Origin of the sequence: Mycobacterium sp. (assembly GCF_049585075.1) — a bacterium.
Classification (GTDB): domain Bacteria; phylum Actinomycetota; class Actinomycetes; order Mycobacteriales; family Mycobacteriaceae; genus Mycobacterium.
Window position 1 is genome coordinate 1 of the sequence record NZ_JBAUZA010000365.1, and the last position, 15,707, is coordinate 15,707.

The following is a 15,707-nucleotide window of genomic DNA, read 5'->3' on the forward strand; positions in this document are numbered from 1 at the left end:
CTGCCCGTACACCGCGACCACGACACTGCGATCGAAGCTGTTGTCCGACCACACCCCGATTTGAGTGTTGGCGCAGTTCGACATGATCGCGTAGTAGTCGGGGCGGTTGAACCAATTGCCCATGATGTCAAGGTCATTGATGGTCAGCGATTGGTTGATAGCAACCGTCTCGGCGACCGGGCCGCGATAGCCCGCATCCCGGGACCGGTCTTGCACCGTCGATCCGTCCGAGCCGATGTCACCGTCGAGGGCACGATTGTTGAGCACATCGATCGTGTGCCGCTGCGCCGCCGCCTGCAGCTGCGGGTTGATATGTAAGTCAGTGCTGCAGCCGGCGTGTTTCTTGACGGTGTCGACGTTGACGACGACGCCGTTGTTGAGCCGTGAGTTGTCCGCCGTCGCCGCCGGGGCGGCGAGGACAGCCAACGGTATCGACAGGGTCCATGCAAGACGACGACTCGTAGCCCGCGCGGTCATGGCACTAGCGGACATTCGCTGCGAGGTCAGCGGACATGGCAGCCAGCTGTTGGCTCCATGTCCCCCAGTCGTTGCCTCCGCCGCGGCCCAAATCGAAGTGGCCGTTGTGGCCGCCAGCGTCTGCGTAGTGGGAGTAGAAGGTTGCGTTGGTCCCTTGCGCGATATCCGGATAGCCGACCATTGCGGCCATGTCGCTGGGCGCTCCGCTTCCCGGACTGTAGATCCAGAGCCGAATGTTGTTGTCTACCAGTTGCTGGATGTTCTGGTTCGGCGAATGCCACTTCCACCGGCCCAGCTGAGGTGCCCCCCACATGTTGTCGCTGTCGACACCGCCTTGCTTCAGGCCCGCGGTGATCGTGCCGTCTACGCCGGTGCGTTCGGGCGCCAGGAATCCCGACAGCGATGCGGCGTAACGGAATCGGTCGGGATGGAATGTTGCCAGCGCCGCCGCGGCGTAGCCGCCTTGCGAGGCACCGACGATGCCGTGGCCGCCGGGGGCCAGCCCCTTATTGGCGGCTAGCCAGTCAGGTAGCTCGTGAGACAGAAATGTGTCCCATTGCCTGCTGCCGTCTCGCTCCCAGTCGGTGTACATGGTGTAGGCGCCGCCGGCAGGTGCTACCACCGAAACCCCCCTACCGCCAAGCGTGTTCATCGCGTTGCCCGCCGTGACCCAGTTGCTGACGTCGGGGCCCGCATTGAACGCATCGAGCAGATAGATGGCGTGCGGGCCACCGGCCAGGAACGCAACCGGGATATCACGGCCCATCGCAGCCGACGGCACCATCAGGCTCTCGAAGTTGGCCGCTGCGCTTCTTGCGGTCGAATCGGACGTCGCTGTGGCGCACCATAATCCGGCCGCGAGCACGACGGCCCCGAGCACTCGGAGGGACTTCGATTGGGTTTTCATATTCGCCTCACACCGGATCGAACTGCGAGATGAGCCATCGATCATGGACCCTTTCCAGAGTTATGCGCACGCTGGAGGTGGTTTGGGTGGGTGCATCGTTGCCGACAGTGGTGGTCTGGTTGATGAAAACCAATACCACTGCGTGGTTTTCGGTCGCCGATACCGAAGCCGCCGCCGGCACAGTCGCGACGGCCGAAATGTGCTGCTGCTTGGCGCCGGGGGCAACGACGTCGGTGACGAGCTGTGTGTACTGCTGGCGGAAGCCGCCGGTGAGGCGGCCAGCTGATCCGGTCAGGTCCCGTTCCACGGTGTCAGGGTGATACGACAGGATCGCGATGGTGCTGTCGGTGGCGGCCTTGACCGACGCCTCAGCCGCCGTCCGCGACGCGTGCTCCGAACCGTCGAGCCACTTCAGGTAGCCGTCTCCTAGGGCGAGCAACAACGCCACCGCTGGCAGCACGCCGGTAGCCACGATGCGCGTCCACGAGAAATGCGAACCTCGTTCGGCCGGCGGTTCTTCCACGTCGAAAAGATCTGCCTCGTCGGCCGCCTCAGCCTCGTCGTCGATCCGTTCGTCGATCTCGTCGACGGAATCAACGTCCATTGCGGCGTCTCCCTCCTGTGCTGTCACGGCTGTCCGGCTGCTCACGGGACGAAGTCGACATTCGACACTTTTGCGCCATCGCCGGTTTGCTGAACATGTATGCGCATCCGCCATCTCCGCGGTTCTTGTTCTGGTGGGGCTGCGGCAACCGTCGTCTTCACCGATACCGCAACCAAAACTTGGGCCTGATCTTTCGTCTCGGACAACAGTGCCGCCTCGGATACGGTGCCCTCCGACTTCGATTGCAGCTTCTTGACGACGTCGACGAACGGCTGCGATCGCTTTTGGAAGTCGTCGAAAAAGTTGCCCGTCGCCGATTCCAGGATCCTCTTGATGTCGGCATCGACTTCCGTGTAGTCGATCGTGGTGAGGTTGACCGCGGTCTGACGCGCGACTTGCACGTACAGATTGCGCTGCGCTTGCGCCTCGCGGTCCTGGTAGACCCGATATCCGAGCCAGCCGCCCACACCGGCCAGTGCCGCGATCACGACAAGTCCCGCTGCGATCAAGGCCCGGGTGTCGGAAAACCTCCACCGCGCAGGCGTTTTAGCGCTCGCGGCGGCGTCACAATCCTCTGCCGGTTCGTCTACTGGCCCGGCGGTATCAGCATGCTCTGCCATGTTTTGCCTTTCGTGCCGTCGGCCAGGTCGGACTGGGTGTAAGTGCGGCCGTCGGGGGCCACATAGCTGCCGGTGGCTGGATCGTAGGGAATGACAGCTACCGGTGGTGGGGGTGTCGGCGCGCCTGGCGGCGCAGGCTTTACTGGCGCGGGCAAGCTCCGGGGATTCTTGCCCGGCGGATATTGCGGCACATTTTGACCGCTGAGCGTTGCGTTGGGGTCGCCCTTCCAGTTGTAGCCATCGTTGAGCGGCACGTATTGCTCGTCGCTCTCGCACATTTCGGCCGTCGGGGCACGCTTGCCGGGCTTGGTCTCGCAAGGGGTGTTGCGCACACCCCGGACGTTCAGCGCGGAATCCTGCGGGACGCGGCAATACAACTCGCCGGCCGGCCGGTCAGGGTAATCCTGGCGGGACGGAATTCGCTGCTGCTGAACCGGCAGGAATCCGGTGTTGCATGGTGGCGGCAGGTTGAGGTTCAGGTTGAAATCGAGATAGATGCCCTTGTAGTCCTGCTTGCTGTCGGAGTCCGGCTCAGCGATCGCCGCCATCACGGCCGTTCCCTGCGGGAAGAGCACCAACAGCTGCTCGAGATCGTTGTGGTAGTCCACCGCGATCTTGCCCAGGCTCACCAGATTGGCCAGCAGCACCGGCAAGGTGGGCGTAATCCGGTCGAATAGCGCGGTGCCTTCATCCAGCGCCGGGCCGCCGACCCTGAGCAGATCCGCGAAAGCGGTGTCCTGCGCCTTGAGCTGACTGGTGATGGAATTCAGGTGCCGGGCCCAGGTCGCGATCGAATCCGAGGTCCGCACTTGGGAGTTGGCGACGGATGGGAACTGGTCGATCAATTTGGCGAATTGATCTTTGGTCTTACCGGAGTCGATCGCCAGCGCCGTTCCGCCGTCGACGAGACGTGATAGTTCCGGTCCCAGGCCGGCCACGGCCTTGGAGGCTTCATCGACGACGGTGTGCAAATTGTCCTGCGGGATCGCCTGCAGCGCTTTGTTGGTGGTGTCGAGCAGCGATCCGATATCGACGGGGATCTGGGTTCTACCGACTGGGATCACAGCGCCGTCGCGCAGCTTCGGCCCGGTGTTTTGCGCTGTGCCCGAGTGCGGGGTCAGCTCGATGAACTGCTCGCCCACCGCCGAGCGGCTATGCACCGCGGCCGTCACGTTCGACGGAATCGCGATGCCCGACTTGAGTGAGAGAATGGCACGAACGCCGTCACGCGTGACGTCAACCGACTTCACGATGCCGACTTCGCTGCCGCGGTAGTTCACTACCGACGTCGGGTACAGACCGCCGGACGCGGGAAGATCGACCGTGACCTGGTATCGCCCAACTCCCAACAGTGCGGGCACTTTGACGAAACCGAATGCCATTACGCCCACGGCAATCACCGTGATCGACGCAAGGATCGCCAACTGTGTCCACAGTCGACGGGACAACCGCAGCGTGCTCGAACGCGCCATGCTAGTACCCCCCGAAGTGGTAGGGCGCGATCAGCGGATTGGCGGCGGTGTAGGGGCTTGGCATCTGCCCGATGGTGCGACCCCATTGCAGTTCGAGTTCGGTGAGGTTGCCTTCCCATCTGGTTCCCGTGAAGATACCGCTGTCGATCCGGCTCAATGTCAGATCGATGACGAGGGTGATGTTGGCGAAGTCACCGCGAAACCAGTTGGGAACCGTGCTCTTCACCCATGGGTAGGTCGACAGGAAGTCCAGACCCCGGGTCAGGGCTGGCCCGGCGTTGGCCAGTTCGCGCAGCGCCGGTGCGAGGTTGCGGAAGTTCTTGGTGAACGATTCTTTGGTCTGGTTGATCGTCGAGGCGGTAATCGCGCTGAATTTCCCGAGTGCATCGATCGCGTCGGTGATTTTGTTTCGCGAATCCGACAGCACGGCCAGCGCCTGCGGGATCGTGGTGAGCGCCTTGTCGACGACCTGATCCTTGGCTGCTACCTGTCCGGCCAGCGAGTTGAGACTCTCAGTGGCCGTGATGATGTCGTCGGTCTGCGTGTGCAGCTGTGCAACGAAGATGTCTAACTGCTTCAGCAGACTGCGCAGGTCCTTCTCGCGGCCCGCCATCGCCGTCGCGAACGCTTGGGTGATTTCCTGAACATGGCTGAGGCCGCCGCCGTTGAGCAGAATCGCGACGGACGCAAGCGTCTGCTCGGTGGTCGGGTAGGTGCTGGCCCGCGAAAGCGGAATCAGCGAACCATTTTTGAGTTCGCCCGTCGGCGCCTCGTCGGTCGGCGGCGCCAGCTCGATGTGCATGGATCCTAAGAGGCTGGTCTGCCCCACTTTGGCGGTGCTGTTCGCCGGCAGGTGCACGTCGCCGTTGATCCGCATGGTCACCAGGGCGTGCCAGTCCTGTACCTCGATCTTGGTGACATTGCCGACGTTGACGTCGGCGACACGTACCCGGGTGTTGGGTTGGATAACCACCACGTCTGGTAACTGCGCCGCAATGGTGTAGGCGCCCTTGCTGTTGCCTTCGGTTCCGGGCAGGCTCAGCGAATTAAGGCCCCGCCACTCACATCCCGTGACCGCCCACAAGCAGGAAAGAAGCACCGCGGCCACTATGCGCCGCGTCATGGGCCACCGCCTGGCGGGGCAGGCGGCAACATCAGGCCCTGCAGCCCTTGGCTGGGGTCGGCGGACCGCGTGCTGGGTGCGCCGGGCAGGCCGCTGGTGTTATTTACCGGCGCGGGGGCGGCCGGTGGTGGGGGTAGGTGCGGGTTGAGCCTGTCTTCGCTGTACGTGAGCTCATTGGGGCGCGCCGATGCTCCCACGAACGGGTTGATGCCGATCGGCGGAAAGTTGTACTGCCGGTTTTTGATGATCGGTGACAGGTACTGTTCGCACAGCTTGGCTGATTGCTTGGCCCCGACGCGCGCAGCGGACTCAATTGCACCGCAGAGGAATTGAACAGTATCGGCAAAGTTCACCGGCGCCAGGATGCCGGTAACCGCGCTTTGCGCCGGTTGATAGATGTTCATGAAGTTCTGGAAGACCGTCGGCACTACGTGCAGCGTCTGCTTGATGTCGCCACGGCTGTCGTTCATCGCCGTGGTGATCGCGGCGAGGTCATCGACGGTGGTGCCGAGCGCCTCCCGATTGTCGGCAACGAAGCCGCGCAGATCGTTCACCGCAGCGTCCAAGCCCTGCGCCGCCTGAGCCCACTCGTTGGGCGTATTGGACAACACCGTGGTGACGTTGGCCAGATTCCTGTTGAACGCGGCCAACAGATCACTGCTGGACGACAGCGCCGACACCAGCAACTGGAGGTTGCGCACTGTGCTGAAGATGTCAGTGCTGTGATCGCCCAGCGCCGAAACCGCCTGCGACAGTTTGATGATCGTGTCTCGCGCAGTGTCGCCCTCGCCCCGCAGGTTGGCCGCCGAGGTATTGATGAACTCACCGAGAGCGCTGGGACCGCCAGGAGTCTTGGGCTGTAACGAGTCGGTCAGCTTCTCCAATTCCTTGCGCAGATCGTCCCACTCCACCGGAACCGCAGTGCGATCCTCGGGAATGCTGGCACCGTCTTGTAGTTTCGGACCGCCGGAGTAAGCCGGAACGAGCTGAATCGCACGCGCAGTCACCAGCGAAGGCGATAAGACGGCCGCCCGCGCGTCGGCCGGCACCGAGTACTGCGAGTCGACCGTGAAGGTGACCTTGGCCGCGTTGGGCTGCGGGTCGATCTGCTCGACGGTCCCCACGGCGACGCCGAGGATTCGCACTTCATCGCCCGTGTAGAGACCGTTGGTGTTGGCGAAATAGGCCGTATAAGTGTTTCTGTTGACGGTCTTCCACCACGGCGCGACCACCATGCTGATCCCGACGAAAAGGGTCACAACCAAGCTGATGCCGGTCGCGATCTGCACGACGCGTCTGCGCTTCAGCATCATCGTCCCCCGCCGGCAGGCACTTCGTTGGGTGCAGGCACATACACCGGCGTCGGCTTAGGTGCCGGTGTTGGACTGGCGGGCGGCCCCGGTGGCGGTCCGCCGGGCGGCGGAGCAGGCGCGGGCTGTCGGTAGGGATAGCACCGCGGGCCGGGAAGTGGCACGCCGAGCGGCCCGCACGACTGCTCGTCCGGGTTGCCCGTGATCGCGTCGGGCAGCGTGCGTTTGGGCTCGCCGCCTTGTCCGGTACGCGGATAGGGCAACGGCAGCGGCGGGAGGCCGGGCTGGCCCTCCCCCGGATCGACGAGCTGCGACGGCAACAACACATTGGGATCAAGCCCCAGATCCGAGAACGCGGCGTCGATGAACGGCTGAACGAATTGGCCCGGCGCCAGGTTCACCAAAGACGCCTTGAAGAACGGACCCGATCCCAGCACCTCGCCGAACGACATCGCGTATCGCCGAAGCAGAGACAACGTGCGCTGTAACTCTTGCTTGCGGTTGTCCAGGATTCCCAGCACCCCGTTGAGCTTGTCGAGCGCGGGCTTGAGCTGCGTCCGGTTGTCGGTGACGAGACCGGATATCTGCCGCGATGCGGCGGTGAGGTTGGTCATCAACGCGTCGACGGAATTGCGTTGCGTCAGAAGCTCGGCCAGCAGCGCGTTCGCGTTGACGACGAGCTTGGCGATCTGATCGCTGCGCTTGCCCAGCACGGCGGTGACCTTGTTGGCGTCGGCCAGCAGATTGCGCAGCTGCGCATCTCGGCTGTCGAGGACGTCAGAGAACCGGGCCACGCCCTCCAGCGCAACCTTCAGGTCGGGCGGCGTGTCCTTGAAGGTATCCGCCAACGTGGTGAGCGCCGAGGACAGCTTCGCGGTGTCCAAAGCGCTGATCGTGCTCGTCAAATCGCCCAGCGCAGTGGGAAGGTCGTAAGGAGAGTGGGTCCGATCGACCGGGATGGTGCCGCTGAGGTTGCCGTCCCCCCGGGGCGTTATCTCTAGCATTTTCGTCCCAAGCACGGTCTCGGTCTTGATCGACGCCTCGGTCCGGTCGCCCAGCGCGACATTGTCGTCCACGGTGAACCTGACCAGCACCTTCGTCCCGTCCAGTTTGACGCTGGAGACCCGACCGACCGAAAGGCCTGACACCCGTACGTCACTGCCCGATTTGATGCCCCCGGCCTCGGTGAAGTACGCGGAGTAGGTGGATTTGCCGTTGACGAAGGGGATCTTGTTGTAGGAGAAGACGGCAACCACCAGGGCGACCACGATCACTATGCCCACCGCACCGACCGTGATCCGGTTGCGTTCAGCCAGCGGCTTGATGTTGGGGCGTCTCAGCTTGGCCCACTGGATCCGCAGCGTAGCTGCTCTCAGGTTCATTTGGGTAAGCACCGTCCCGTCGTCTGGCTCACCAGCTTGACGAACACGGGCTGACCATTCTTTCCGTTGACCTTCAGAATCGCGTCACAGAGGTAGAACCCGAAGTAGTCGCCGTAAAGCCCGTTGCGGGCCAGCACCTGATAGGCGTCGGGAAGCGTCTTGACCAGATCGTCGACGTAGTCGTGATCGGCTTCGATCTGCCCGGAGACCCGATCCGTTTGCATCACGGTGTCCTTGATCGGTTGGCGGGCGGTCGTCAGCAGATCGGCGACCGATCCGGCCGCGGCATTGATGTAGGCCACCCCTTTGGTGATCTCGGTCCTGCGGTCGGAAAGCGCCTCAACGAGTTTGGAGAGCTTGTCCAATCCCTCGGCGAATTGACCGTCGTGGGTGGCGAAGGTGTGCAGCACCGTGTTCAAGTTGGTGATCACCTCGCCGATCAGCTTGTCCCGGTCGGCCAGCGTGGTGGTCAGCGCAGAGGTCTGGGCCAGCACCGACGACATGGTGGCTCCCTGACCCTGAAACACCCTCAGCAGTTGGCCGGACAGCGCGTTGACCTGATCGGGGTCCAACGCACGAAACAGCGGCCGGAATCCACCGATCAGCGCGTCGACGTCAAGCGCGGGAGACGTCCTGGCCAACGGAATTCTCTGGCCGGGCTCCAGCTTTCGCGTCGAACCGGGCCCGTCTTCAAGCGACAGGTAACGATCGCCGATGAGATTCTCGTAGCGCACCGCGGCCTTGGTGCCGTGAGTGAGCGTCAGTCCCCTGTCGATGCCGAAGTCGACGGTTACGGTCCCGTCCTTGTTCAGCGCCAGATGATTGACCTTCCCCACTTCGACGCCGGCAATCCGGACGAAGTTTCCCCCTTTGAGGCCCGACACGTTCGAGAACACCGCGCTGTAGGCGACCCGTGGCTCAAACCTGAACTGCCCAAACACCGTTACCAGGATGAACGTGAAGATAAGGCTGAAGACGGTGAACAGCACCACCCGCATCGTGGCGCGAACGGTGCTGGTTCTCATGGCTTCTCCTTTCTCTCGTCGGGCGTCAGGGTGAAGGTGGGAGTGGCGGGGGCGCTCCCGGCGGCAGGTAATCCGGTGCACCATAAGGGGGTTGCCCCGGGTAGGCCGGCCACGGGCCGGGCGCCGGAGCGCCAGGGTAACGGATTCTCGGCGGTTCGGGCGTTCCCTTGGTGACCGGGAAGTAGTTGTTGTAGCCGGGGAAGCCGATGCCGGGGTTGGGCCGAATATCAAGGCCGGTTCCGAAGCCGGTGTCGGTGACCAAGTACTTCACCGGGAAGTTTTTGCTCACGTCTGGCAGCGAGCCACAACTCGGCCTGCCACCCGGACCGCCGTGCGCATTGACGACGGGCAGGTTGTCGGGGTAGCGGTATGGGTCGTCGCCGAAGAGCAGCGCCGCATCCATGATGACGGATTTGCCGTTGCCGCCCAACGCACTTTTACCGCCATGGTCCAGGAACCACTGGGCGCCTTGGAACAAGCAGGTGTAGGTGGGCGAGTAATGCTCGAGCAGGTCGGTGGTCGGCACGAGGAGGTTCATCGCGCCGATGAAATTCTGCTGATTCGGGCCGAGCGTGTTGATACCTGTTTGGGCAAAACCGATCGACGCCAAAAGCAACTCGTCGAGCGCCTTCGCGTTTTGCTTGATTGTCACGCTAGTGGTCGAGAACGAATCCAGCAGCGACAGAATATCCTGTGCCGCATGAGAATACGCCTGCGTGGTTTGACCGAAGAGCTGCCAGTCCTGCCGAATGGTGGGCATTCTCGGGTTCACGGTCAGCAGCGCTTGATTGCCTTCGGTGATCGCCTGCCCAATGCGATCACCCTTGCCGCGCACTCCTTCCGCGACCGCCGAGAGCACTCCGTTCAGCTTCGCTGGGTCGATGGCGTGAACGATCGCCTGCAGGTTCTGGAACACGGTGTTGACCTCGACGGTCACATTGCGACTGTGCAACACGGCACCCGCTGCCAACGGTCGAGGGTTGGCGCCGCTGGACGGAACGACGAGATCGACGTATTTGGCGCCGAAAGCGGTGCTGGACTTGATCTCCGCCTCGATGTTGCTCGGCAGGTACTTGAAATCTTTCGGAGCGATCGTCAGTCGCAACTTCGAAAGGTTCGTACCGGCCGAATCGGCATAGGCGTCTACCGACGCGACTTCGCCGATCTGAACACCGCGCAACTTTACCTTTGCGCCGTCTTCCATGACCAGACCGGCTCGGTCCGAAATCACAGTGAGCGGAATGGTTGCCCGTAACGTCCCGGAGAACGTCATTGCGGTCAGCGCGCTCAACGCCACGACCACCACAAGCAGCACCGGTGCCCACCAGATTGGATCAATACCCCCCCGCCGGGGCGAATTACTCATCGCCGTCACCCCGACAGATGGAAGTTTCCGGACTGCCCGTATACCGACAGCGTGATGGTCAACAGGATGAAAACCCCGGCGGTGATCGAGGTGCGAACCGCACGGCCGACCGCCTCGCCGACCCCGGCAGGCCCGCCGGTGGCCGTGTAGCCGTAGTAGGTGTGCACCGCCATCACGGCGGCCGCCATCGCCAGCGCCTCGGTGAACGACCACAACAAATCCGTCGGGTGCAGGAAAGACGAGAAGTAGTGGTCGTAGACGCCGCGCGACTGCCCGTAGATGATCGTCGTGCCAAACCGAGTCGCCAGGAACGACATCAAGACGGCGACGGTGTAGATCGGAATGACCGCAAGCACTCCCGCCACGATGCGGGTCGACGCCAAATAGGTGATCGGCCGAATGGCCATCGCCTCCAACGCGTCGATCTCTTCGTTGATGCGCATGGCACCCAGTTGCGCCGTGGCCCCGGCGCCGATGGTGGCGGCCAGCGCCACACCGGCGGTGGCCGGCGCGATAAAGCGGACGTTCAAAAACGCACCGAGAAAACCGGTGAGAGCTTCGATCCCGACGTTCGACAACGTGTTGTAGCCCTGCACTGCGATCAAAGCGCCGGTGGTCAGGGTGAGGAATCCGACGATGACCACCGTGCCGCCGATGACCGCCAACGCGCCTGTGCCCATTCCCATTACGGCGATCAGTCGCAGCACTTCCCCGGGATAACGCCGGACAGCGTCGACGGTGGCTCCTAACGCATTGCCGTAGAACGCGGTCTGCTCACCGACCGCGCGGATGCTGTCGATCAGCCTGTCGAAAGTCCGGCCGAAACGCGATGGCTCCAGGTCAGGCTCTGCCCTGTTGCCCGTCCTGGACGCGAACTTGCGCATGCTCGGGCTGCCCTGCTCGGACTTGGCGAATTGTCGCCGGGGCGCGGCGCGCGTCACGGCGACACCTTCACGCCGAACGCGGTGGCCAAAATATTGATCAGAAACAAGGCCATGAACGCGAAGACCACCGTCTCGTTGACCGCGTTGCCGACCGCAGTCGGTCCTCCACCGACGGAAAGCCCTTTGTAGCAGGCGATCAGACCGGCCGAAAGGCCGAAAAGCATTGCCTTGACCAGAGACACGATCACCTGCGGCAGGCCGGTAAGCAACGTCATACCGAACACGAATGCACCCGGGGTGACGTGCTGGACGAACACCACGAAAAAGTAACTGCCCGACAGGCCAACGACCGCGACCACCGAATAGAGCATCAGTGCAACGAATGTCGCGGCGATCACCCGCGGCACCACCAGGGCCTGGACGGGGTTTACGCCGATGACCTTCATCGCGTCGATCTCCTCGCGAATCGTCCGGGCACCCAGGTCGGCGCACATCGCGGTTGCTGCCGCACCGGAAACAACGATCGCTGTGACGACGGGACCCACTTGTGTGATCGAGGCGAGCGCGGCGCCCGCACCGGACAGGTCGCCGGCACCAACCTCGATCAGCACGATGTTCAGCGTGAACACGATCAGCACCGTGTAGGGGATCGACAACACGACTGTTGGCACGATCGACACCCTGGCCACGAACCAGATCTGGTCGATCAGCTCACGCCAGGCGAAGGGTCGGCGAAACGCGGCGGCGAAGGTCTCGCCGGCCAGCACAACGAAATCGCCCACCGCGGTGGCGGGCTTGGACCATGCGACCCGTGACCCGGTCGGCGGCGACAGAATTGCTGACACGGTCTTATCCCACCCACCAAGTTTGCTGAAGCACTTGATGCACCAGCACCGGATACCGTTGGACCGGCATCATCACGCCAAGGCCGGTCGTGAACGACGTTTGCCCGCTCGGCCGATCGTCGATACGGCTCATCGCGCTCCTTTGTCCAACGGGGGAAAGCTTGGGTCACCCGGCTATCGGCAGGCATGGGCTCGTGCGACCGCGCGTCATCGATGCCGCCACTTGAGCGCGCACACAGACCACGCCGGAAACTTACGGATACGACGCTTTGGCCGCGAGGGTTCGGATCAACCAGAAGAAATCTGACCAGCGGAATATCAAGGCTAGGCCGAATGGCTGAAAAGTAACGATGGCTATAGTGGGACTATGCAATACCCCGCACAGCTGCGCCTTGTCCCGTCGCGCTGCCTCATCGTGCGCTGTTGTTGCTGTTGTTGTTGATTTCCTGACGCCCGATAGCGCTGGAGGGTGCGTCGCGCCGGTTCAGCCCCGTGGCGCTGGCTATTCCGACCGAAATGGCCATAGAGTTCGAGATTAGCTGGATGGCCGACAAGCCCTGGTCCGACATCGTTGGAGACGGAGATAAGTGAGTATCGCCGAGGACGTCACGCAACTGATCGGGCGCACGCCCCTGGTCCGGTTGAACCGGGTCACCGACGGCGCGGGCGCCGATGTTGTGGCAAAGCTGGAGTCGTTTAACCCGGCCAACAGCGTCAAGGATCGCATCGGGGTGGCCCTGATCGACGCCGCCGAGGAAGCGGGCCTGATCAAGCCGGACACGATCATCCTCGAACCGACCAGTGGTAACACCGGCATCGCGTTGGCAATGGTGGCCGCGGCGCGCGGGTATCGGATCACGCTGACGATGCCCGAGACGATGAGCGTCGAGCGGCGCAAGCTGCTGCACGCTCTCGGCGCCGAGCTCGTCCTCACGCCCGGATCCGAGGGCATGCCGGGTGCCATCGCCAAGGCCGAAGAACTGGCCAAAAACGATGAAAAGTATTTCATCCCACAGCAATTCGAGAACCCGGCCAACCCGGCGATCCACCGTAAGACCACAGCCGAAGAGGTGTGGCGCGACACTGACGGCAAGATCGACTTTTTCGTCTCCGGGGTGGGCACCGGCGGCACGCTGACCGGTGTTGCTCAGGTCATCAAGGAACGCAAACCCTCGGTGCAGTTCGTGGCCGTCGAACCGGCTGCGTCGCCAGTGCTGTCCGGCGGGAAGAAGGGGCCCCACCCGATTCAGGGCATCGGCGCCGGGTTCATCCCGCCGGTGCTGGACATGGATCTGGTCGACGAGGTCATCACCGTCGGTAACGACGACTCAATCAACCTGGCCCGTCGCCTTGCCCGCGAGGAAGGGCTGCTGGTCGGCGTCTCGTCGGGTGCGGCGGTGGTGGCCGCGCTGCAGGTGGCTCGTCGCCCCGAGAACGCCGGCAAGCTCATCGTCGTCGTACTCCCCGACTTCGGCGAGCGGTACCTGAGCACCCCGCTGTTCGGCGACGTAACGGATTAGCCATGCTCGCGGAGATTCGGCGTGACATAGCGGCAGCCAGGCAGCGCGATCCGGCCGCCCCCAGCACGCTGGAGGTGATCTTTGCCTACCCGGGCGTGCACGCGATCTGGGGTCATCGGATCAGCCACTGGCTGTGGAAACGCGGCGCAAGGGTGGCCGCACGCACGCTCGCCGAACTCACCCGCATTCTGACCGGGGTCGACATCCACCCCGGCGCGACGCTGGGCCCCGGCCTATTCATCGACCACGCGACTGGCGTGGTGATCGGGGAAACAGCCGAAGTGGGCGAGGACGTGATGCTCTATCACGGCGTCACGCTAGGCGGCAGCGGCAGAGATACCGGCAAACGGCATCCGACGATCGGTGACCGGGTGACTATCGGCGCCGGCGCCAAGGTGCTCGGCGCGATCAAGATCGGCGACGACAGCCGCATCGGAGCCAACGCCGTCGTCGTCAAGGAAGTGCCGTCCAGCGCTGTGGTCATCGGGGTTCCCGGACAGATCATCAGCCGCGCCCGGCCGGGCACCGCGGACGACTCGATGATGCCCGATCTAGTGGGCGTAAGCCTGCAGTCGTTGCTCACCCGAGTGGCCAAACTGGAGACCCAGAACGACGGCGATGCCCAGACCGGCCGCGTCATCCGGCCGCCGGAAGCCGGCGTCTGGCACGGCGAGGACTTCTCTATCTGAGCAGCTCGACAGGACAACCGCACCGATCTGGACGATGATGGACCGATGCGACTGCCTCTCATGCTCGCCACCGTCGCCACCACCGTCGGCCTGGCCCTGGCCGTACCGGCGCTAGCCGACCCGGGCGACCCTCCCCCCGGCCCCGTCCCCGATGATCCTGCTGCTGACGCTCACTTTCTCGACACGCTGAACCAAGCGGGCATGACCTATCGCAGCGGGCCCGACGCCGTCGCGGCCGGCCGAATGGCCTGCAACATGATGATCTCGGGGCGATCGGAAAAGGACGTCGTCGATGAGCTGTCCATGCGCAACCCCGGACTGAACGGCGGCGGTGCGATGAAGTTCGCGGCGCTCGCCTCGAGCACGTACTGCCCGGATTACCTGAGCAAGTCGAGCGTGCACACCACCCAGCCGCTTATCCCCGGTCTCGGTGGCCAACCGAATCACTAAAACTCCTGCTCCCCCGCCTGGACTCGAACCAGGAACCCTTCGGTTAACAGCCGAATGCTCTGCCAATTGAGCTACGGAGGACTGCCCCTTTTCCGCACGCCTGGTGGGCGCGGATCGAGGGATGACTCTAGCTTACTAAGCTGCCCAGCCCAACCGAATCAATCACCCGCCGGAGAGCACTTGCCCGCCGGTATGGGGCAGGATGGACACAAGCGCACCAACGTCGTCTGGAGGGACCGCTTTGATCCGGTATGTCGTCGTGCTCGGACTGGGCTACGTGTTGGGCGCCAAGGCCGGGCGGCGCCGCTACGAGCAGATCGTCGGCACCTACCGCGCCCTGACCAGCAGCCCCGCCGCCAAGTCAGTCATCGAAGGCGGACGGCGCAAGATCGCGAATCGAGTGTCGCCCGACTCCCGGATGGTGACGTTGACCGAGATCGACAACGAGACCAGCGTCGTCGAGCCGCCAAAACCGAAGCGTGCCTAGGCGGTGAGGTCGTCGCCACTGGCCTGCTGCAGCAGGCTGCGCCGATAGGCCTCCATCGCAACCAGATCACCGAACAGCGCGTGGTACTCATCGCCCTGCTCCACCGGTGACATGCGCTGCAGTTTCGACTTGACCTCCGCGATCTGTCGGCCGACCCAGACCTCCTGTAGGCGGGCCAGCACTCCGGCAATGTAGCGCGGCAGCTTCTCGTCGTCGTCGACCCGGATGGCTTCGACACTCAGCTCGCTGATCAACCCGGCGGCCGCGGGCGACGGCGCCTTCTGCCGCACCGCATCCAGCCATTCCGCCCCGCTGATACCGGCCGCGGTGCCACCGGCCGCTTCGATGGCCGTGCACACCGCGGCGTAACCGGGGTGGGTGAAGCTTTCGACGGTGAGCGCATCGAAAACCGGCCCGGCCAGCGCCGCGTACTGCAGCGCCGATTTGAGCGCCTCGCGCTGCGGCCACAGTGTCGGGTCTTTGGGATCGGGACGAGGCACGGCAGGAACGGGCGCCGCCTTAGGCGAAAGCTGCCCGGCCCCACGG

Annotated in this window: 17 protein-coding genes, 1 tRNA gene and 1 pseudogene; 4 read left to right on the forward strand and 15 right to left on the reverse strand. The window is 63.7% G+C overall.

The features are described from left to right. The 13 genes from WB785_RS17080 to WB785_RS17140 form a co-directional block, all read right to left on the reverse strand. Positions 1 to 477: CAP domain-containing protein (locus WB785_RS17080; RefSeq protein WP_424080495.1), on the reverse strand; the 477-nt coding region annotated here is incomplete at its 3' end. A 4-nt stretch (positions 478 to 481) separates the two neighbouring features. Then, a complete protein-coding gene (locus WB785_RS17085) occupies positions 482 to 1,384 on the reverse strand; it encodes an alpha/beta hydrolase-fold protein (protein WP_424080496.1) in 903 nt (300 codons plus the stop codon). A gap of 7 nt (positions 1,385 to 1,391) precedes the next feature. Further along, positions 1,392 to 1,988 (reverse strand): hypothetical protein, encoded by a 597-nt coding sequence (locus WB785_RS17090; protein WP_424080497.1) that lies wholly within the window; start codon positions 1,986 to 1,988, stop codon positions 1,392 to 1,394. A gap of 41 nt (positions 1,989 to 2,029) precedes the next feature. Continuing rightward, complete coding sequence (locus WB785_RS17095) at positions 2,030 to 2,608, reverse strand: mammalian cell entry protein (protein ID WP_424080498.1); 579 nt, start codon at positions 2,606 to 2,608, stop codon at positions 2,030 to 2,032. Beyond that, positions 2,575 to 4,080 (reverse strand): MCE family protein, encoded by a 1,506-nt coding sequence (locus WB785_RS17100; protein WP_424080499.1) that lies wholly within the window; start codon positions 4,078 to 4,080, stop codon positions 2,575 to 2,577. Before WB785_RS17100 ends, WB785_RS17095 begins: the two co-directional genes overlap by 34 nt. Before the next feature lies 1 nt (position 4,081). Beyond that, positions 4,082 to 5,203, reverse strand: a complete 1,122-nt coding sequence (locus WB785_RS17105) for an MCE family protein (RefSeq protein ID WP_424080500.1) — start codon at positions 5,201 to 5,203, stop codon at positions 4,082 to 4,084. Continuing rightward, positions 5,200 to 6,513, reverse strand: a complete 1,314-nt coding sequence (locus WB785_RS17110) for an MCE family protein (protein ID WP_424080501.1) — start codon at positions 6,511 to 6,513, stop codon at positions 5,200 to 5,202. The genes WB785_RS17105 and WB785_RS17110 overlap by 4 nt, the downstream gene beginning before the upstream one ends. Further along, a complete protein-coding gene (locus WB785_RS17115) occupies positions 6,513 to 7,895 on the reverse strand; it encodes an MCE family protein (protein ID WP_424080502.1) in 1,383 nt (460 codons plus the stop codon). The genes WB785_RS17110 and WB785_RS17115 overlap by 1 nt, the downstream gene beginning before the upstream one ends. Further along, the gene (locus WB785_RS17120; protein WP_424080503.1) at positions 7,892 to 8,920 is read right to left on the reverse strand and encodes an MCE family protein; all 1,029 of its coding nucleotides are present in this window, start codon (positions 8,918 to 8,920) and stop codon (positions 7,892 to 7,894) included. The genes WB785_RS17115 and WB785_RS17120 overlap by 4 nt, the downstream gene beginning before the upstream one ends. Before the next feature lie 25 nt (positions 8,921 to 8,945). Further along, complete coding sequence (locus WB785_RS17125; protein ID WP_424080504.1) at positions 8,946 to 10,286, reverse strand: MCE family protein; 1,341 nt, start codon at positions 10,284 to 10,286, stop codon at positions 8,946 to 8,948. 5 nt (positions 10,287 to 10,291) lie between these two features. Beyond that, positions 10,292 to 11,170, reverse strand: a complete 879-nt coding sequence (locus WB785_RS17130) for an ABC transporter permease (RefSeq protein ID WP_424080509.1) — start codon at positions 11,168 to 11,170, stop codon at positions 10,292 to 10,294. Positions 11,171 to 11,223: 53 nt separating this feature from the next. Continuing rightward, entirely contained in the window at positions 11,224 to 12,006 is a 783-nt protein-coding gene (locus WB785_RS17135) for an MlaE family ABC transporter permease (protein WP_424080510.1), read from the reverse strand. Between the two features lie 13 nt (positions 12,007 to 12,019). Beyond that, positions 12,020 to 12,148, reverse strand: coding sequence for a hypothetical protein (locus WB785_RS17140; RefSeq protein WP_424080505.1), 129 nt, complete (start codon positions 12,146 to 12,148; stop codon positions 12,020 to 12,022). A gap of 454 nt (positions 12,149 to 12,602) precedes the next feature. On the opposite strand from WB785_RS17140, the gene cysK reads away from it, so the two are divergent. The 3 genes from cysK to WB785_RS17155 are packed head-to-tail and all read left to right on the forward strand — an operon-like array spanning position 12,603 to position 14,674. Beyond that, positions 12,603 to 13,535, forward strand: coding sequence for a cysteine synthase A (cysK, locus tag WB785_RS17145; RefSeq protein WP_424080506.1), 933 nt, complete (start codon positions 12,603 to 12,605; stop codon positions 13,533 to 13,535). A gap of 2 nt (positions 13,536 to 13,537) precedes the next feature. Further along, entirely contained in the window at positions 13,538 to 14,224 is a 687-nt protein-coding gene (gene cysE / locus WB785_RS17150) for a serine O-acetyltransferase (protein ID WP_424080507.1), read from the forward strand. 45 nt (positions 14,225 to 14,269) lie between these two features. Further along, complete coding sequence (locus WB785_RS17155; protein ID WP_424080508.1) at positions 14,270 to 14,674, forward strand: DUF732 domain-containing protein; 405 nt, start codon at positions 14,270 to 14,272, stop codon at positions 14,672 to 14,674. Positions 14,675 to 14,682: 8 nt separating this feature from the next. On the opposite strand, the gene WB785_RS17160 is transcribed toward WB785_RS17155, so the two are convergent. Further along, a tRNA-Asn gene (locus tag WB785_RS17160) sits at positions 14,683 to 14,755 on the reverse strand. 160 nt (positions 14,756 to 14,915) lie between these two features. Here WB785_RS17160 and WB785_RS17165 point away from each other — a divergent pair. Continuing rightward, a complete protein-coding gene (locus tag WB785_RS17165; protein WP_424080511.1) occupies positions 14,916 to 15,161 on the forward strand; it encodes a hypothetical protein in 246 nt (81 codons plus the stop codon). Here the strand turns inward: WB785_RS17165 and WB785_RS17170 are convergent. Beyond that, a pseudogene (locus WB785_RS17170) lies at positions 15,158 to 15,707 on the reverse strand (DNA primase); the annotation flags it as partial. The gene WB785_RS17165 and the pseudogene WB785_RS17170 sit on opposite strands and share 4 nt — an antisense overlap.